The 18,402-nt window shown below is 68.3% G+C and carries 15 protein-coding genes; 8 read left to right on the plus strand and 7 right to left on the minus strand.

What is annotated here, in order from left to right; genetic code table 11:
- Positions 1 to 285: 285 nt before the first annotated feature.
- Entirely contained in the window at positions 286 to 1,767 is a 1,482-nt protein-coding gene (locus OG972_RS06620) for a chlorohydrolase family protein (protein ID WP_266979168.1), read from the minus strand.
- A 335-nt stretch (positions 1,768 to 2,102) separates the two neighbouring features.
- Here OG972_RS06620 and OG972_RS06625 point away from each other — a divergent pair, with 335 nt between their 5' ends.
- From OG972_RS06625 to OG972_RS06655, 7 genes are all read left to right on the plus strand, one after another.
- Entirely contained in the window at positions 2,103 to 3,119 is a 1,017-nt protein-coding gene (locus OG972_RS06625; protein WP_266979170.1) for an ABC transporter permease, read from the plus strand.
- 54 nt (positions 3,120 to 3,173) lie between these two features.
- Complete coding sequence (locus OG972_RS06630; protein WP_266979172.1) at positions 3,174 to 4,898, plus strand: ABC transporter substrate-binding protein; 1,725 nt, start codon at positions 3,174 to 3,176, stop codon at positions 4,896 to 4,898.
- Between the two features lie 59 nt (positions 4,899 to 4,957).
- Complete coding sequence (locus tag OG972_RS06635) at positions 4,958 to 5,959, plus strand: ABC transporter permease (protein ID WP_266979174.1); 1,002 nt, start codon at positions 4,958 to 4,960, stop codon at positions 5,957 to 5,959.
- Positions 5,959 to 6,972 carry an ABC transporter ATP-binding protein gene (locus tag OG972_RS06640; RefSeq protein ID WP_266979176.1) on the plus strand — a complete coding sequence of 338 codons (1,014 nt, stop codon included), beginning with the start codon at positions 5,959 to 5,961 and terminating at the stop codon, positions 6,970 to 6,972. Before OG972_RS06635 ends, OG972_RS06640 begins: the two co-directional genes overlap by 1 nt.
- Positions 6,969 to 7,970 carry an ABC transporter ATP-binding protein gene (locus OG972_RS06645; RefSeq protein ID WP_266979178.1) on the plus strand — a complete coding sequence of 334 codons (1,002 nt, stop codon included), beginning with the start codon at positions 6,969 to 6,971 and terminating at the stop codon, positions 7,968 to 7,970. The genes OG972_RS06640 and OG972_RS06645 overlap by 4 nt, the downstream gene beginning before the upstream one ends.
- 53 nt (positions 7,971 to 8,023) lie before the next feature.
- Positions 8,024 to 9,235: an amidohydrolase family protein gene (locus OG972_RS06650; RefSeq protein ID WP_266979180.1), complete on the plus strand. Its 1,212-nt coding sequence runs from the start codon at positions 8,024 to 8,026 to the stop codon at positions 9,233 to 9,235.
- Between the two features lie 282 nt (positions 9,236 to 9,517).
- Positions 9,518 to 9,832 carry a hypothetical protein gene (locus OG972_RS06655; protein WP_266979182.1) on the plus strand — a complete coding sequence of 105 codons (315 nt, stop codon included), beginning with the start codon at positions 9,518 to 9,520 and terminating at the stop codon, positions 9,830 to 9,832.
- 122 nt (positions 9,833 to 9,954) lie between these two features.
- On the opposite strand, the gene OG972_RS06660 is transcribed toward OG972_RS06655, so the two are convergent.
- From OG972_RS06660 to OG972_RS06680, 5 genes are all read right to left on the minus strand, one after another.
- Positions 9,955 to 11,244, minus strand: coding sequence for an MFS transporter (locus OG972_RS06660; protein ID WP_266979184.1), 1,290 nt, complete (start codon positions 11,242 to 11,244; stop codon positions 9,955 to 9,957).
- Positions 11,245 to 12,564 (minus strand): cytosine permease, encoded by a 1,320-nt coding sequence (locus OG972_RS06665; protein ID WP_266979186.1) that lies wholly within the window; start codon positions 12,562 to 12,564, stop codon positions 11,245 to 11,247. It lies immediately after the preceding gene.
- Between the two features lie 95 nt (positions 12,565 to 12,659).
- The gene (locus tag OG972_RS06670; protein ID WP_266979188.1) at positions 12,660 to 14,087 is read right to left on the minus strand and encodes a DUF1116 domain-containing protein; all 1,428 of its coding nucleotides are present in this window, start codon (positions 14,085 to 14,087) and stop codon (positions 12,660 to 12,662) included.
- Positions 14,084 to 15,628, minus strand: coding sequence for an acyl-CoA synthetase FdrA (fdrA, locus tag OG972_RS06675; RefSeq protein WP_266979190.1), 1,545 nt, complete (start codon positions 15,626 to 15,628; stop codon positions 14,084 to 14,086). The genes OG972_RS06670 and fdrA overlap by 4 nt, the downstream gene beginning before the upstream one ends.
- Entirely contained in the window at positions 15,625 to 16,470 is an 846-nt protein-coding gene (locus tag OG972_RS06680) for a DUF2877 domain-containing protein (RefSeq protein ID WP_266979192.1), read from the minus strand. Before OG972_RS06680 ends, fdrA begins: the two co-directional genes overlap by 4 nt.
- Positions 16,471 to 16,675: 205 nt before the next feature.
- Here OG972_RS06680 and OG972_RS06685 point away from each other — a divergent pair, with 205 nt between their 5' ends.
- A complete protein-coding gene (locus OG972_RS06685; RefSeq protein WP_266979194.1) occupies positions 16,676 to 17,605 on the plus strand; it encodes a carbamate kinase in 930 nt (309 codons plus the stop codon).
- A 141-nt stretch (positions 17,606 to 17,746) separates the two neighbouring features.
- Here the strand turns inward: OG972_RS06685 and OG972_RS06690 are convergent, their stop codons facing one another.
- Positions 17,747 to 18,397 carry a GntR family transcriptional regulator gene (locus OG972_RS06690; RefSeq protein ID WP_266979196.1) on the minus strand — a complete coding sequence of 217 codons (651 nt, stop codon included), beginning with the start codon at positions 18,395 to 18,397 and terminating at the stop codon, positions 17,747 to 17,749.
- Between the last annotated feature and the right edge of the window lie 5 nt (positions 18,398 to 18,402).

The following is an 18,402-nucleotide window of genomic DNA, read 5'->3' on the forward strand; positions in this document are numbered from 1 at the left end:
CCCGGCCTTTACGGCCTGGTGCACGATAGCGAGCGGGCTCCCGGCGTCATGCGACTCCGCCTACGGCGTTGTCGCATGACGCCGCTCGCTGATCCACTCTCTATCGTGCGCCAGGCCGTTGGACCGGGACGCCACCTTCAACCAACGCAACGCTTCTCAACACAACCCGGACAACCCCAGGCCGGCCCCTACACGGACTGTCTCGCGATCCCTCGCTCGGCACCCCCGTCGATCCCTCTGGACGAACCATCAACACCCCGGCTCACAGAGCACCCGACGCACCACCTACCGCCCCCCTGGGACGACAGTGGAAATACCGGCGGAAAGAGTTCGTTCACCGGGCGCCGACGACAGTCGCGCTCCGGATAAGCCGCGCGCATCACATCGAACAGCTGCTGACCGGCTCCGCCTCAGCGCGGTGAGATCGACACCCGGGATCGAGCCGTTGCGCATGACCACCTTGCCCGCGACCATCGTCAGGACTGCGTCGCGGGCAGTGCCGTTGAGCACCAGGGTGCGCAGCGGATCCTCCGTGACACCCATACGGAAGTCGTCCAGGGCGAACGCCGCCAGGTCGGCGGTGGCCCCCGCGGCCAGACGCCCGAGGTCCTGGCGGTGCAGCGCGGTCGCCCCACCGGTCCAGAGCGCATCGAAGTAGCCGGTGAGATGGCCCTGGCCCAGGTCGCCGGCCTGGAGTTTGGCGACCTGGGTGCCCACGTCGATTCCCCGGATCAGGTCGGGCGGGAAGGAGTCCGTGCCCAGACACAGGTTCACTCCCTGTGCCCGGTAGCCGGCGAACGTGTGCAGGTTGTGGGCATACCGGGCGTTGGTCAGCGGGCAATGCGCGATCGAGACGCCGGCGTCGGCCAGCACCGCAACATCTCCGGTGTCGCTACCGAGTACTTCGGGATGCACATCCAGCACTACCCCGTGCGGAACGATCAGCCGGTCGGACAACAGCCCGGAGTCGGCGATCAGCTGCAGCGGGGTACGCCCGTAGGTGTGTTGGATGTAGTCGCGCTCCGACATGCCTTGCAGGGCGTGCAGGCGCACCAGCGCGCCGCGTTGGTCCGCGGCTCGGGCGGCGTCGCGGAGCAGGTCGGGGGTCAGGGTCTCGATCCGGCACGGGAGCAGCACCCCGGTCACCAGAGGATCGGCGAGCTGCGCGGTGTGGTCCAGGAACCGCAGCGCGTCGGCCAGACCCCGCCGGCCTGCCTCCTCGTCGAACCTCACGGTGCGCTTGCCGTCGGCGCCGATCACGTTGACCCCGGACCGGAACGACGGCCCGAGGAAGGCGCGCAGACCCAGTCGCGTGGACACTTCGGCCATCGCCACCAAGTCCTCGTAGGTCTCCGCCCAATCGCTGTGCACCTCGGAGGCGATCGGCATGTAACTGGTGATGCCGTGCAGGGCGAGCTGGGCCAGCGCGTACTCGCGCACCGTGCGCCGTTGCGCGGCGTCGAACACCGCCCGGGGCGCGGCGAAGTACTCGGTCGACCAAGTGAAGCCGGCGGCCAGCTCCGGGGACGCCCAGGAGTCCAGGATCAGATGGTCGATGTCGGTGAGGGCGTCCAGGTCGATGAGGCCGGGGGTGACCACCGCGTCACCGAGGTCGATGCGTTCGTCGGCCTGGTGCCGGTCGAGTTCGGCGCGCTCGCCCACATCGACGATGGTGTCCCCGTCGATCAACACGGCCCCGTCCGGTATCTCCACGTGCGAGCGTCCGTCGTGGGCGATCACCCAGGAAGCGGTCACCAAGGTCTTCATCGACATCCTCTCAGATTTGGTAAACCAAATTATCGAACCGGCCACCGCTGACCCGAGCGCGGGTTGCCGCACCCCTCCACCGAAGGACTCACCGGCTGCAGCCCGCACATCCTTTGCGTGACCGTAATCCCTCCACCACAAGGGAAGTGTTGCGGCTGGCGGTCCGCACTACGGGGATGCAGCCGATGTCACAGCACCCTAGTGGAAACCGCGATTATTGGTATACCGTTCCGGCCACCCACACCCCCGAGCACCGAAGGATCGACGTGCCGGATCCGCATGAGTCGCCGAGTCGGACGCGCCGCGCCAGCACGCCGGAGCCCTCCGACGGACAGGTGGCCACCTTCTCTTCACCGGAATCCGCGGCCGCAACAGCCGAGCGCAGGCCCACCGCGGAGATCGCCACCGCGCGGTCGCTGCTGGGCACGGCGTGGCTTCGGATTCGGCGCAGCCGGATCGCCGTCGCCGCGCTGATCGTGGTGGCCCTGATGGTGCTGTTCGCGATCCTGGCCCCGGTGTTGGCGGCCATCGAGGGATCGGATCCGTTCACCGCCCGGACCGGGCCGGACTTTCTGGACGACTTCTACACGCCGGGCTTGCCGCTGTCATACTACCGTTTCCCGTCCGGCGAGCACTGGCTCGGCCTCGAACCAGGGCTCGGTCGCGACATCTTCGCCCGCATGGCCTACGGCGCAAGGATCTCTCTGACCATCGCGCTGCTGTCCACGGCGGTGTCGGTGGTACTGGGCACCGTGCTCGGCGCCGCCGCCGGATACTTCGGTGGCAAGGTCGACATGGCGATCAGCCGAGTGATGGATCTGTTCCTGGCCTTCCCTCACCTGCTGTTGGTACTGTCGCTGACCCCGATCATGCAGTCCCGACTGCGCGGCACCGCGCTCGATTCGGGCAGCCTGGTGCCGATCGCCTCACTGGTGATCATTCTCGGATTCTTCGGCTGGGCGTACCTGGCCAGGGTCGTGCGTGGTCAGGTGCTCTCGATCCGGCAGCAGGAATTCGTCGAGGCCGCCCAGGCCTACGGAGCTTCGCATCGAAGCATCATCTTCAGGCAGATCATCCCGAACGTCATGGGGGTCGTGCTGGTCTACGCGACCATGATGATCCCCACCAACATCACCGCAGAGGCGGCCCTGTCGTTCCTCGGCGTCGGGGTCAAGGACCCCACGCCCTCCTGGGGCCAGATGCTCAACGCGGCCCAGTCGGGCAACTGGTACCTCTCCGACCCCTGGTTCCTGGCCGTTCCGGCCGGCGCACTGGTGATCACCGTGCTCGCCTTCAATCTGCTCGGCGACGCGGTCCGGGACGCGCTGGACCCCAAGTCCTCTCGAAGCTGATGCACCCGTGATCCACCCTCCGCGCCATCCCTTTCTCGTCCGCAAGGAGACGCAGTGAAACGAAGCACCATGACGGCGCTCGCCCTGACGGTCAGTGCCGGGCTGGCCCTGACCGCCTGTGGCGGCGCCAAGCCGGCCCCTGGTTCCGGCTCCGACTCCGACTCCAAGGCCGACACCTACGCGCCGGTGACGATCGGGAAGGGCTACACCACCAAGGGCGGGAACATCAACGTCCTGATGTCCTCGGACTTCCAGACGCTGGACCCCGGCAACAGCAACTACGTGCAGACCGCCAACGTCGGGCAGCTGTACTACCGCACACTGACCATGGCCAAGGAGACCGCCGGCCGGCCGCCGACCATCGTGCCGGATCTGGCCACTGACCTGGGCAGGCCCTCCGCCGACGGCCTCACCTGGACCTACACCCTCAAGAAGGGGTTGAAGTTCGAGGACGGCACGCCGATCACCAGCAAGGCCATCAAGTACGGGGTCGAGCGCACCTACGCCCGCGATGTCTTCACCCAGGCACCGCAGGAACTGAACTCCGCCCTGGCCGACGACGGGTACAAGGGCCCGTACTCAGGCGGTGACTTCAAGGCGATCGACACCCCGGACGACCACACCGTCGTCTTTCACCTCAAGCAGCCGTTCGCCGAGTTCCCCGCCCTGGTTTCGCGGTCGAACACGGCACCGGTGCCGCGGGCCAAGGACACCAAGCTCGACTACACCAACCACCCGGTCTCGTCGGGCCCGTACAAGATCAAGTCGTACGACCGCGGCCGGTCGATGAAGCTGGTCCGCAACGACCAGTGGGACCTGGCCACTGATCCGAACCGGCCCGCCCTGCCGGACACGTTCACCTTCACCCTGTCCACCGCCCAGGCCACCATCAGCCAGCAACTGCTCGCCGACTCGGATCCGACGGCGATCACATTGGACAGCAACGGTGGCCTGCAGGCGTCAGACGCGGCCAAGCTCAACGATCCCAAGACCAAGGCGCGCACCGCGGCCGGCCTGCTGGGCTGCACGGACGTGCTGAACTTCAACACCGAGACGATCAAGGATCCTCAGGTGCGCAAGGCGATGGCGCTCTCCATCGACCGGGGCGCCGTCCAGGTGCAGTACGGCGGCGGACGGTTCGGCAAGCTGGCCCAGTCGTACATCAACCCGGCTCAGCGAGGATACGTCGAGCAGCACACCGCCTTGGACCCGACCGGCAAGCCGAAGCTGGACGAGGCCAAGAAGCTCCTGGAAGGCAAGAAGGTTCCCAAGAAGCTGGTGTACGGCTACGCCGACACCAACGCCCGGTACAAGAACGTCGGCACCGTGCTGCAGCAGAACTTCAAGAAGCTCGGTATCGACCTGCAGCTGCGCCCGATCCCGGCCGCCAACTACTACACCGTGCTGGCCGGTGACCAGATGCCGGACATCGCCCGCAGCGGCTGGTGCGGCGGCGCGGACAGCGGTTCGGTGCGCACCACCATCGACCCGAACGTGGGGCCGAGCCTGGACGGGAAGACCTACGGCTTCTCCAACATCCCGCGGTACCACGACCCGAAGATCTCCGGCGACATGTACAAGCTGCGTGGCACCAACGGGCCCAGCGAGGAACTCGGCAAGAAGTGGGCCACCCTGTTCGACCAGGCCATGCAGGACTACCCGCTGGTTCCGTTGGTACGCAGCTACACCAGCAGCGTGGTCGGCTCCAAAATCCGCAACGCGCAGATGGGTTACTTCTTCGGCGCCATAGACCTGTCGATCGTCGGCGCCGAGCACTGACGCTCGCGGCACAAGAGAGGTGGAACGGTGAGTTCATCCCGAGCCGGCAGGTCGCGCTCATGACCGGTTTCCTGATGCGGCGGTTCGTCGCGATGATCGTGCTTCTGTTTGTCATCAGCTTCGTGACGTTCAGTCTGTTCCAGCTCGGTCCGGCGGACCCTGCCGCCGCGGCCTGCGGTCAGGAGTGCACTCCGCAACGCATCGCGGAGGCCCGGGTCGCGCTCGGGATGGACAAACCGTTCCTCACCCAGTACCTCACCTACATGTCTGGGCTGCTGGGCAGCCACATGGTCGGCGCGCCGGGAGCCGAAACCCTGTGCTCCTGGCCGTGTCTGGGCAAGTCCTTCCAGACCAACGAGGATGTCACCACGATCATCGAGCGAGCCCTGCCGTACACGCTGTCGATGGCCAGCGGTGCGATCGTGCTGTGGACCGTCGCCGGCGTCGGGTTGGGCCTGCTCGCGGCACTGCGCAAGGGCCGGTTCACCGACAAGCTGATCGTCGGCGCAGCCTCGGTCGGGGTGTCCCTCCCCATTCCGGTAACCGGCCTGTTGCTGCTGCTGTTGTTCGTCAGCACGCTGAAACTTCTGCCGTTCACCACGAATGAGATCGCCTCACCGTTCGGCGCCGCGGGTCCGGGCGGCTGGTTCTTGAACTACCTGCTGCCCTGGGTGGCACTGGCCGTGCTGTTCAGCACGCAGTACATCCGGGTCACCCGCAGCAACATGCTGGAGACCTTCGGCGAGGACTTCATGCGCACCGCGCGCTCGAAGGGCCTGTCCCGGCGGCACATCGTGTTCAAGCACGGTGCGCGGGCCGGCATCACTCCGGTGGTCACCATGCTCGGGCTGGACATCGGCGGCCTGTTGGGCGGTGCTGTGCTCACCGAGCAGATCTTCTCGGTGCCGGGTGTCGGATTCACCGCGGTGCACGCCGCACAGGCCGGCGACCTGCCAGTCACCATGGCCATCACCATGATGGCCGCGTTCTTCATCATCGTCGCCAACGTCCTGGTCGACATCGTCTACGCGGTGATCGACCCGCGAGTGAGGGTCGCCTGATGACCACGCCCGAAGCCGCGCCCATGCTCGCCATCCGCGACCTGCGGGTGAGCTTCCCGACCGACGACGGCGTGGTGCACGCGGTCAACGGCATGGACCTGACCCTGGCGCGCGGGGAAACCGTCGGAATCGTCGGCGAATCCGGCTCCGGCAAGACCGTCACGAGCCAGGCGCTGATGGGGCTGCTCAAGGGCACCTCGGCCACCGTCACCGGGCAGATCCTCCTGGACGGACAGGATCTCAACGCGCTCACCGAGGCACAGATGCGTGCCCACCGGGGCACGAAGATCGCGATGATCTTCCAAGACCCACTGTCGGCGATGCACCCGTTCTACCCGGTCGGGGTGCAGATCGCCGAGGCCTATCGGGTACACAACGACGTGTCCAGGAAGGCCGCGGCGCAGGTCGCCATCGACATGCTCGGCCGGGTCGGGATTCCCGACCCGAGCCGCCGATACTCGGCGTACCCGCACGAGTTCTCCGGCGGCATGCGGCAGCGCGCGATGATCGCCATGGCGCTGGTCTGCGAACCCGAGCTGCTGATCGCCGACGAACCCACGACCGCGCTGGACGTCACCGTGCAGGCCCAGATCCTCGATCTGCTGGGCGAGCTGCAGGAGGAGACCGGGGCCTCGGTGATCCTGGTGACCCACGACCTCGGCGTGGTCGCCGAGGTCTGTCACCAGGTCGTGGTGATGTACGGCGGGGAGTGCGTGGAGCAGGCGACCGTCGCCGACCTGTTCAGCGACCCGCGACACCCCTACACCCAGGGACTGCTGGCTTCGATGCCGTCACTGGCAAGGCGGTCCGAGCGGCTCAACCCGATCCCGGGTTTCCCGCCGTCTCTGCTGGCGCTGCCCGACGGCTGCCTGTTCGCGGACCGCTGTCCGAAGACACACCTGGTGCCCGACAACGCCTGTGGTACGCGCCGGCCGACCCTGATCGGACCCGACGGGCACCCGTCGCGGTGCCACCTCGAGATCCTGCAACCGACCGGAGATGTGGTCCGATGACGCCGCTGCTGCAGGTCACCGACCTGACCAAACACTTCCCGATCCGCTCCCGCGCCTTCCGGTCCGCCGGCGGCGTGATCAAGGCGGTTGACGGCGTCAGCTTCTCGGTCGACGCCGGGCAGACCCTCGGGCTGGTGGGAGAGTCCGGTTGCGGCAAGTCGACCACCGGCCGACTGCTCATGCGGCTACTGGCGCCCACGTCCGGGAGCATCCAGCTCGGCGGCCGGGAGATCGCCGAACTGCGCCGGTCGGACCTGCAGGAGTACCGGCGCCGGGTGCAGATGGTGTTCCAGAATCCCTCGTCCTCCCTCAACCCGCGTCAGTCCGTGGGCAGCGCGATCGCCGCACCGCTGCTGGCCCAACGGGTCACGCCGGCCGGCGGCGTCAAGGCCAAGGTGCGGGATCTGATGGACCGGGTGGGGTTGCGCCCCGACCACTACAACCGCTTCCCGCACGAGTTCTCCGGCGGCCAGAAGCAGCGCGTGGGCATCGCCCGGGCGCTCGCCCTGGACCCGCAGCTGATCATCTGCGACGAACCGGTATCCGCGCTGGACGTCTCGGTGCAGGCGCAGGTGATCAATCTGCTTGAGGACATCCAGCGGGACACCGGGGTTGCGTACCTCTTCATCGCCCACGACCTGTCCGTGGTCCAGCACTTCGCCGACCGCATCGCGGTGATGTACCTGGGCAAGATCATGGAATACGGAGACACCGCAAGGGTTTTCGGCGCTCCGGAACATCCCTACACCCAGGCGCTGCTGTCCGCCGTCCCACAACCGGACCCGGCGGCAGACCGGAGCGGGCGGATCCGGCTGTCCGGAGATCTGCCCAGCCCGGCCGACCCGCCGCGCGGCTGCGTGTTCCGGTCCCGGTGTCCGGTGCATCCGCGGCTGGACCCACAACGCCGGCAGCTGTGCAACGACAGTGTGCCGAGCGGCGACATCGCCTGCCATCACACCGATGTCGCAGCCGAGGCACTGGCCACGACAACCCGATAACCCGTTCCGCATCCGGGTGAACAGCCCTACCGCACAACAGAAAGGTGACAACAGTGTTGATCCGTGACGTCCGTCCGTGGGGTGGCCGGCGCAGCGACATCGACCTGTCCGGCGATCGCATCGCGGCAATCCGACCGCACGACCCGGCCGCGCAGCCGGCCGGCGAGGTGGTCGAAGGCCGTGGCCGGCTGTTGCTGCCCTCGTTCAGCGATGTGCATGTGCACCTGGACTCGACCCGGATCGGCCTGCCGTTCCGGCCGCACACCGGCGGCCCGGGAGTCTGGACGATGATGCTCAACGACCGGCAGAACTGGCGCACCGCAGAGGTTCCCCTCATGGAACGGGTCGCCGGCACGCTGGAGCAGATGATCGCCCGCGGCACCACCCGGGTGCGGTCGTACGCGCAGGTGGACGTGGACTGCAAGCTCGAGAAGTTCGATGCCGTGGTGGCCGCGAAGGAGAAGTTCGCCGGTCAGGCCGACGTCCAGATCATGACGTTTCCGCAGGCCGGCATCCTCCGTGAGAAGGGCACCGTCGACTACCTGGAGGCCTCGCTGAAGGCGGGCGCCGAGGTGATTGGCGGCATCGATCCCTGTAGCCTCGACCGGGATCCCAAGGGACACTTGGACATCGTGTTCGGGCTGGCCGAGAAGTACCAGGTCGAGGTGGACATCCACCTGCACGAGCCGGGTCATCTCGGGGTGTTCTCCACCGATCTGGTGCTCGAGCGCACCCGGGCAGTGGGCATGCAGGGCAAGGTCACGATGTCCCACGCCTACGAGCTGGGCTCGGTCTCCGAATCGGTGAGCCGCCGCATCATCGACGACTTCGCCGAGCTGGACATCGCGATGGCCACCGTGGCACCACCGGACCGCGGACAGCTGTCTCTGGTGGCGCTGACGGAGGCCGGTGTCCGGGTGGGCCTGGGCGAGGACGGCCAGCGCGACTACTGGAGCCCGTACGGCAACTGCGACATGCTCGATCGCACCTGGCAACTCGCATTCACCAACAACTTCCGCCGCGACGATCTGATCGAAATGTCGCTGGCGGTCGCAACCGTCGGCGGAGCCTCGATCATGAGTCACGACGTCGCCCGGCTGTCCGGGACCGCCGACCGCCCCGGCCTGGCCGTCGGCGACCGTGCCGACCTGCTGCTCGTCGACGGCGAGACGCCGGCCAGTGCCGTGATGGACCGCGGCACCGACCGCACCGTCCTGCACGACGGCGTCGTCGTCGCCGACCAACTGGCCCTGGTACGCCGCTGAGCTCGCGAGCAACAGCCCTTGCCCGTCCCGACGACGAGAACTGCAGCTCGCCGTCCGGACCACCACTCGCCCGCCGGACATCACGAGTTCACGCCGAGCAACTCGGCCCACAACGTCCGGCACGCTCTCGTCGTCGATCAGAACGTGTCCGCCGGCGCACCCGGCCGCGAGGTGTTGGCCGCATCGGCGCACGATTCCCGCTGCGCAGGGTGATGGGACACTCTCGTCCCCCGGCATCCGCGGACCGGTGAGCCGTGGCGGCCGTCCGGCGCCGGGGCGACGGTGCCGCTGGCCACAGAGGTCTGGGCGTATCTGGCCTTCCCCCGGGAGACCTCGCCGATTCCGGCGTCCGGCACGCTGCCGGACGGCGTCCTCCGCGACGACTATCCGCTGCCGCCCCACCCGATGTACACATTACGGCCGGACAAGCAGGTGTTCCTGAACACGCCGGCGAGGCTGCCGGCCGTCCGGCAGCCGTGGCTCCGCGATCTCTACGACCGGGTGCGGAAGGAGCGCAACACCTTCCTGGGCCAGTGCCGTGACCGGCAAGCTTTGCCGGTCACGGCGCTGGGGAACTCGGCCCGCAGACCGCCATGATCTCGGGCATCGCCATCGGCTGCGGAATGCCGGCGTTCGTGGCCACTACCGGGGTGGGACAGCCCTTGGAGGTGATGCACGGCCGACGTCTCGTGGCGCGGGAACGGGGGGAATGCGCGCGACTATGCGGCCTCGTCTCCGCTGTACCTCCAGAGCTGAGGAACACAGAGCGCGAGCACCGCAAGCACCGCGACCAGCAGCAGTGCGCTCAGGAACGTGGTCGTCCCCACTCCGGCCCACTGCGCCGCCGCGCCGAGACCCAGCGACGCGAACGGCATGACACCGATGGCCAGTTCCTGGATTCCCAGGACGCGCCCCTGGACCGACGGTTCGGTGACCATGAGCAGCAGGGTCGTCTGCAGTACGCCGAAGGACGCGCTCATCACGCCGATGCACGCCATCAGGACGAAGGAGAGAGTCACGCTGTGGGACAGCGCGAAGAGTGACCACAGGGACGCCCACGTCGCCGTACCGAAGACGAACAGGCCGCCCTTGAACCTGAAGTCGCCGAGCGTGGCGATGACCAGCGAGCCGACGAGTCCGCCCGCGCCGCTGCAGGTCAGGAGCCAGCCCAGGCCCGCGGCGTCGAGACCCAATGCCTCTTGGGCGAAGACGGGCATGAACGCCTGGTAGATGGGCCACAGAAGGACGTTCGCGGCGAGTGTGACAAGGAGGACGCTCGTGGCGAGCCGGTTGGTGAGCACGGTACGGACGCCGGCGCGCAGCATCGTGACGAAGGACCCGGGGCCGAAACCGGATGCGACCCCGGTCGTGCGTCCGCCGCTGGTGCGGAGCGGCCACAGGGCCGCAAGTGACACCCCGTACCAGGCAGTTGAGATCCAGAGGGCCTCGGGTGCACCCAGGGTGCTGATCATCGCGCCGCCGATGGCCGGTCCGACGACCTGGGTCATGTTCATCGCCATGGCGTTCAGGGCGTTCGCGTTGCTCAGGTTCTCCCGTCCCACGAGATCGAGGACCAACGCGAAACGGGCGGGCTGCGACGGCGACTGTGCCAGACCGATGGCAAGCCCGCCGAGCACCAGCGCCCAGTACGGAACCCGGAAGAACGACTCCATCGTCGCCACCACCGCCACCGCGCCCAACGCCCAGGAGCAGGCGAGGGCGAGGAGGCGCACCCGGTCGTATCGGTCCGACAGCACACCGGCGAACGGGCCGAACAGCATCGGGGCCAGGCGCACCGCGGTGAACACGGCGAGGAGCATCTCGGAGCGGGTCGTCTCGAAGACGAGCCAGCCCATGATCAGCGTCTGCGTCCAGGCCCCGCAGAAGAAGAACAGGTTGGACACCCACAGCCACCGGAAGCTGGTGCTGCTCTGCAGGGACGACAGGGCCCTGGTCGCTCTCGGGGCTGTGGGTGTCGCAACGGTGTGGTTCCTGGGAGGGGAGGCCATCTATCGCGCGGCCGCCGGCCTCGTGAGGACCCGCTCCAGAACCACGTACGCGACCACGGCCACGACGAGGCCGCTCACTGCGTCCGAGAACTGCGGCGCATACCAGTGCACGAGCCCGCCCACCATGGCGCCGGCGGCCCACGCGGCGAAGGCCGTGGGCCGTACGGCAGTGGTGGGGCGCCGGTCGACGCGGCTGCGCAGAATCACCTGATCGGCGATGAGCACGCCGCCGAGGGGCGGGACGAAGACGCTGAGGACGACCAGCCAGTCGAGGAAGTGGTCCCATACGCCGGCGAGGGCGGCGGCAGTGCCGATGATGCCCAGGACGAGGGTCGTGATCCGCATCTTGGTACGGGTCAGGTGCGACCAGCTGAGCGCCCCGTTGTAGAGGCAGTGGCTGCACACCGAGCCGAGGTTGACGAAGACGAACACGGCAGCGAGGGCGTCGAGGAGGAGGCCGTGGTCACCGGTGAGGATCGGCAGGAAGTTGCCGCCGACCGTGGCTGCGGAGGCGATGGCACCGGCCGCGACGACAATGCCGCCGGTGATCTGGGCGACCATGCTGGCCAGCGGGAACGCGGTCGCGGTGGCGAGGACGGCCTGCTTGCCGTTCTTGGACCATCGGGTGAAGTCGGCGGTCATCGTGCCCGAGTCGGCGAACGTCGCCATGATGAGCGACACGGCCGCGCCGAACGTCATGGCGCTGTCCGGTGCGACGCCCTGGTAGTCGAGCACCGCACCCAGGCTGTGGTCCCGGGACACGATGACGATGGCTATCAGGCCGACGATGACGAACAGCGGCGCGGCGACGGCACCGAGCCACGACAGGGCACGGATACCGAGATAGGTGATCGCGACGAAGGCCGCGCCCGCGAGTACGGCGACGAGTTGTTCGTGCCAACCGAAGGCCTGGTTGAGGGTCGCTCCGGTGGCACCGGTGTTGAAGGCGAACCAACCCACGACGATCGTGGCCAGGAAGCCGGAGGCGACGACATGACCGACGCGGCCGAAGGTCTTCGTTGCCTGGAGGGCGAAGTTCTCGCCGGTGCTGCCCGCTCGATAGCTGAGCAGACCGACGTACACGAACATGACGAGGTTGGCGACGAGGACGGCGGCCAGCCCGCGCCAGAAGCCCAGGACGGCGACGACGACCCCGCCGGGTACGGCGTTGGTGAGGATCATCGGGAATCCGAACCACACGGCCGACACGGTCAGGAGGGACTTACGCCGTTCCTGGGGAACGGGGCTGTGCTCGTACTCCGAGTCGAGCTCTGTGCTCGGGTGCGCGGCATCGGCCGCGACGGGTATACGACTGTCCATGGGCGAGTCTCCGAGGTGGGGCAGGTCCTGTCGTCCCACTCCCGTGGTCGCCGGGAGGGCGGACGGGAGTGGGACGACAAGGACCTGGCGCGTGGTCAGATGAGGGAGTCGGCGAGGGCCTTGGCGGCCTTCTCGAAGGCCTCGACGGGCGGGTGTGTGATGCCGGCGCCGATCATGCCGATGCCCGCTTCCTTGTGGGCGATCGCGGTGTTGATGACCGGCAGGATCCCGGTGGCCAGGACCTTGCGTACGTCGATCCCGGTGGGGATGCCCTGGAAGTCGAGCATGGGGATGGTGACGTTGGGGTTCTGTGCCGTGGTGATCTCGCCCATCTGGCGTGTGAAGCCGATGGCCTCCTGCACGGTGCCGCCGACGAGGGCCACGATGGCGGGCGCGGTGGCCATGGCGAAGCCGCCGAAGCCGTAGGTCTCGCTGATCGCGCTGTCGCCGATGTCGAGGCCGGAGTCCTCCGGCTTGTATCCGGCGAACATCGGGCCGACGACCTTTTGGGCGGGCCCGGTGAACCATTGGTTTCCGCCCAGGCCACTGACCCGTACGCCGAACTCGACGCCGTTTCGGGCCATCGTGGTGACGATGGTCGAGCCCTCGATGCCATGGGCCGCGTCCATGGCGGCCTTGGCCATGGCCAGCCACGTCGGGCCGGAGAAGTAGTCCGAGCTGGCGATGAAGTCGAAGACTTCCTTCTTCTGCTCGGTGGTGAAGCCGGTCTGCAGCAGGGACGGGGCGAGCGCCTGCAGGAGCAGCAGGGTGCCCGCGATATTGCGGTTGTGGCACTCGTCGCCCATGTGCAGCGCCTGCGAGAGCAGCAGCCGCAGATCGACGGGGCCGCCGATCTCCATGGCTTCCTTGAGCATGGGGCCGAGCACGTCGCGCATCCAGACGAGCCGCTCGATCACCGACTCGTCGTTCGCCCCCATGCGGAGGATCTTCGCCATCTGCTCGGACAGGTTGGTGTACGCCGTGTTGCCGTACGTCTCGTTGTGGACGATGTGCATGTACATCGACGCGGAGGTGACTCCGGCCATCGAGCCGACGCAGTCGTGCTCGTGGCACGGCGAGAAGGTGATCTCACCGGAGGCGGCGAGTGCGGCGGCCCCTTCCAGGTCGGCGGCGAGGCCCTCGAAGACGAGCGCACCGGTGACGGCGCCCTTCATCGCTCCGGCCATGCGGTCCCAGGTGATGGGCGGTCCCGCGTGCAGGATCGTCGTCGGGGTCATGCCGGGTACGACGTCGATGGCGCGGCCGAAACCGGTCAGCATGGGCTGCGAGTCGGCGATCCGTTCGACGGCGAGGGCGTTGGCCTCCCCGATCCGCGCGGCAACCTCCGGGACCTCCAGGGCGTCGAGGGCGGCGAGGATCTCGGGCTTGCCTCCACCCGGCGGCGTCCAGTCGAGCGTGGTGACCTTGGCGCCCTGGGCGGCGATGTCCTCGTCGAACATGGCCAGACCGACGTTGACGACGTCGAGGTCGCTCTCGAAGAGGCTGGTGATGCGGTTGCTCATGCGTGCTTGACCTTCCGGGCTAGGGCACGGGCGAACTGGCCCGTCTCGGTGCTGCTGCGGGTGACGGTGACGCCGGCTGCCTGCAGGGCGGCGATCTGGTCGGCCGGCGCCGGGGTGTCGAGGTCCGTGCCCAGGACGTAGCCGACGATCTCCAGGTGGCGGCCCGCTTCGGCGGCGATCCCCTTGGCCTGCTCGATGGCCGGCAGGGTGACGCCGACCGGGTCCTCGTGGGCGCCGAAGCCGAGGACGAAGTCCATGACGACGGCGGCGACCTCCGGGTCCTTGGCCTCCTCTACCAGGCGGGCCAGCCGCAGGGAGGGGTCGATCATGGGGTGCGGGCGGCCGTTGGTGAAGTCGTCGTCACCGAAGTCGAGGAAGGTGTGCCCCGTGCTGGGGCTGTCGGCTGTCAGCCGGCGCCCGGGGTCCTTCTGGATGTTGCTCCATACGTCGTCGCCGCTCTCGAGCATCGCGTACATCGACTCGTCGCACAGGGTGCCGCCGCAGAACAGGCCGCGTACGAACCGCTGTTCCGGCTTGAAGAGAGCGGCGACCTCGTCGATCCGGCGCGTGTCGAGCGGCTCGACTGCCGCGTCCGGGTTCACGCCGAGACGTACCGCCTGCAGGGCGGCGTCCTGGCTGCCGGACGCGAAGTGTCCGCCGGCCGCGACGACCGCTTCTTCGGAGCCTCCGACGAAGTAGACGACGACGGGCTTGCCCGCGGTGGCGATCTCGGCAAGCACCTTCTTCTCGACCGAGGGGGCCGGCGGCTTGGAGACGAGCACGATCACGCTGGTGGCCGGGTCGGCAGCGAACGCCCGGATGCCGTCGATCATCATGATGCCGCCGACCTGCTCGCTCAGGTCGCGACCGCCGGTGCCGATGAGCTGCGAGACACCCGCGCCCAGGGCGTGGATGCGGACGCTGACCTCCTGCGCGCCTGTGCCCGATGCGGCGACCACGCCGACCGAGCCGGGGCGGACGGCGTTGCCGAAGCACAGGGCGACATTGTTGATGATCGCGGTGCCGCAGTCCGGGCCCATCATCAACAGGCCCTTTTCGTGGGCCAGTTCCTTGAGGGCGACCTCCTCCTCGACCGGGACGTTGTCGCTGAAGAGCAGTACGTGCAGGTCATTCTCAAGGGCCTTGCGGACCTCACGGCCGGCGTAGGCGCCGTTGACCGCGATCACGGCGAGGTTGGCGGCCGGGTTGTCCTGCGCGGCGGCCGCGATGGTCCGGTGGGTGATGGTCGCCTCGCCCGTGGCGGACGCCTTGCGCTGGAGGAGCTCCTCGACACGCGCGAGGACCTCGTCGGCGCCGGCTCCCTCGCGGGCTTCGACCACGACCATGAGGTCGCCGTTGCCCGCGGCCTCGAGTTCGGGTGTGAGCAGGCCGAGGTTGCCCAGCACCCCCTTGTTCATCTCCGTGCCCATGGCCACGAAGGCCTGCTTAACCTCGTCGAGGCTGTTCGCCTTCGTCGAGATGGCCATCAGGGATACAGAGTCGAAGTAGGTGTTCTTCTTGACGACTGCTGTGATGCTCACAGCGAACCTCGCAGTTCTCTCTCCAGGTGAAGCCCGGCCACCAGACCGGACAAGGTGTCGGTGCCGGAGGTGTGGCCGTGGGCCAACGCGCGGCGGACCGGGGCTCGGACGGTTTCGATCGCCTGCACTTCGCTCTGCCCGGGGGTTGCGGCCAGGGAGCACAACACATCAACCAGTTCGGCGCGGAAGCGTCCTGACAGTGCCTCACGCAGGGTGGTCGTACTCAACAGCGTCGTACGGCCGGGCTGCTCGTCGAGTACGTCGTGGAGTACCCGGGCGAACAAACCGAGCCCGCTGCCGTCGAGCGACGACAGCAGGGCGATGGCGGTGAGGAAGTCGTCGCCGGCCGGGGTGAGTCCGGGGCCGAGGCCCAGGAGGGCGAGGACAGCGTCGCGCATGCCGACGGTGTCAGAGGAGCGTACGGCCCGCACCAGCGCATCGCGTCCGTGCTCCAGCGCCGTGCAGACAGCCACCTCCATCGGCGCAGCACCCGGCGAAGCGCCGAGCATCCCACCGGGCTCGCCGTCGACGGACACCAGGTGGTGCAGGGCCCGGGCCGAAACTGCCAGCTCTGACGGCGTCAGGGAGTCAAGACGCGGCAGAATGGGATGCCATTTTATGGCCCCCCGCACGGAGACCCGAAGGCCACCGAAAGCGCCCTGCAGGGCGATGCCGTCCGGGCCGAACTCGACGGCCCGACCCGCTTCCACCCCACGGTCGAGCCAGTGCGCGATGTCCACGACAAGGGTCCGGGGAGCGTCCCCACTCCCCCGCACAGCCAGCGCCATCAGCCCGCCATCCGGCAACAACAGGTTGATCACGCCCCGAAAGACGCTCTCCACACTCCCGCACCCCCTGAGCGTGCGCAGGTGCGCCAGGAGCACGGCATCACCGGAACACGGGCGCAGAAGCGTAGTCGCGCTCACCGATACCACCACCCCTCCTGTCCGACCGGACCGCCAGGGCGCGCTGCGCCCCTTAACCTCAACCACTGGAGACTGGTATACCATTTTGCAGCCGGAAGCGAACTAGTCGGAGGAGGAGTCCATGCGCATCGTCGTGGCTCTCGGAGGCAACGCGTTGGCACGGCGAGGCGAGCCGATGACGGCGGACCATCTGCGTGCGAACGTCAGGGCATCCTGTGAGGCACTCGCCGGACTCGCCGGCGAGCACGAGGTGGTCATCACCCATGGCAACGGCCCGCAGGTGGGCCTGCTCGCCCTGCAGAACCTGGCCTACCAGGACGTCGCTGCGTACCCGCTCGACATATTGGGCGCGGAGACACAGGGCATGATCGGGTACGTCATCCAGCAGGAGCTCTCCAACGCACTGGGTGGCCGGCGCGAGGTCGCGGCGGTCCTCACGACCACCGAGGTCGACGAGTCCGATCCCGCGTTCAGCCACCCCACCAAGCTGATCGGCCCCATGTACTCCGCCCACGACGCCGCCGACGCGGCGGCCGAGTACCGGTGGACCATCGCGCGTGACGGCGCAGGCTTCCGCCGCGTCGTCCCCTCGCCCCACCCGTTGCGCATCGTGCAGGCCCCCCTCGTCCGCACCCTCCTGGAGAACGACCGGCTCGTCGTGTGCGTCGGCGGTGGCGGTGTGCCCGTGAAGACCGACAGCAAGGGCCGCCAGACCGGTCTGCAGGCGGTCGTCGACAAGGACCTCGCCAGCGCCGCCCTCGCCGCCGAACTCAAGGCGGACATGCTGGTCATGCTCACGGACGGCGACTACGTCAGCGAGAACTGGGGGACGCCCGAGCAGCGGGACATCCTCACGGCCTCACCGGAAGCCATCTCCGAGCTGGCTTTCGCCGAAGGGTCGATGAAGCCGAAGGTGGATGCCGCGGTGCGGGTCGCGAAGGCCGGCGGACGCGCGCTCATCGGCCCGCTGGACCGCCTGGACGACCTCCTGGCGCGACGGGTCGGCACGGAGATCCGCTCCGATGTCGCCGATGGGATCGTCTTCGTCTGAGCCGAGGGGATCACCTTGGCGTGTGGCTGAGGGATCTCCTTCGCGTGCGCCGAGGGAATCACCTTGATGCACGCGAAGGGGTTCACCTTCGTACAAGCCGCCTCACGAGCGCCCGCGTGTCGCTCAACCGACCGGCTCCGCCTACTCCTTGGAGGACCGCAGATGGGCCGCAGCCGCGCTGCGGCCCATCTCCAGGTGCTTCAGCACGAGCTCCTCGACGCGCGGCACGTCCCGCGCCACGATCGCGTCGTAGAGATTCTCGTGCTCCCTCGCCACACCCAGCAGGTCGTCGTGCCGGCTGAGCAGCCAGCGCATGCGGCTGCGAAGGGTGCGCTCCAGCTCGCTCAGCAGCTCGTTCGCGGCCAGTGACGTCACTGTCTCGTGGAAGTCGGCCGCGGCGCGCCTCGCCTGTACGGCGTCTCCGCGCTGCGCCGCCTCCAGCTCGGCATCGAGGTCGGCGCGCAGCTTCTCCAGCCCCGCGCGGGTACGCCGCTGAGCCGCCAGCCGGAACGTCAGCGTCTCCAGCGCGGAACGCACCTCGCCCAGGTCCGAGACGTCGGTGGGGCTGAACTCCCGCACCACCGCCCAGGTCCGCGGCCGGGGCGTCACAAGGCCCTCCGTCACCAGTGCCTTCAGGGCATCGCGGATGGGCAGCCGGCTCACTCCGAGCTCGGCGGCCAGCTCACGCTCGACGAGCTTGCTGCCGGGCCGACGCACACCATCGAGAATGTCGTCGCGCAACTGACGAGTGACCCGATCCGACTCGGGCTCGAAGCCTTCAGAACCTGCCATGCCGC

The sequence above is a fragment of the Streptomyces sp. NBC_01669 genome (genome assembly GCF_026339735.1).
In the GTDB taxonomy this organism is placed as follows: domain Bacteria; phylum Actinomycetota; class Actinomycetes; order Streptomycetales; family Streptomycetaceae; genus Streptomyces; species Streptomyces yanii.

Excerpts from the sequence above, each read along its gene's own strand:
- OG972_RS06645 (WP_266979178.1), top strand. The coding sequence starts at position 6,969 with ATGACGCCGCTGCTGCAGGTCACCGACCTGACCAAACACTTCCCGATC.
- OG972_RS06635 (WP_266979174.1), top strand. The coding sequence starts at position 4,958 with ATGACCGGTTTCCTGATGCGGCGGTTCGTCGCGATGATCGTGCTTCTG.
- OG972_RS06640 (WP_266979176.1), top strand. The coding sequence starts at position 5,959 with ATGACCACGCCCGAAGCCGCGCCCATGCTCGCCATCCGCGACCTGCGG.
- OG972_RS06685 (WP_266979194.1), top strand. The coding sequence starts at position 16,676 with ATGCGCATCGTCGTGGCTCTCGGAGGCAACGCGTTGGCACGGCGAGGC.
- OG972_RS06690 (WP_266979196.1), bottom strand. The coding sequence starts at position 18,397 with ATGGCAGGTTCTGAAGGCTTCGAGCCCGAGTCGGATCGGGTCACTCGT.
- OG972_RS06665 (WP_266979186.1), bottom strand. The coding sequence starts at position 12,564 with ATGGACAGTCGTATACCCGTCGCGGCCGATGCCGCGCACCCGAGCACA.
- OG972_RS06620 (WP_266979168.1), bottom strand. The coding sequence starts at position 1,767 with ATGAAGACCTTGGTGACCGCTTCCTGGGTGATCGCCCACGACGGACGC.
- OG972_RS06670 (WP_266979188.1), bottom strand. The coding sequence starts at position 14,087 with ATGAGCAACCGCATCACCAGCCTCTTCGAGAGCGACCTCGACGTCGTC.
- OG972_RS06660 (WP_266979184.1), bottom strand. The coding sequence starts at position 11,244 with ATGGCCTCCCCTCCCAGGAACCACACCGTTGCGACACCCACAGCCCCG.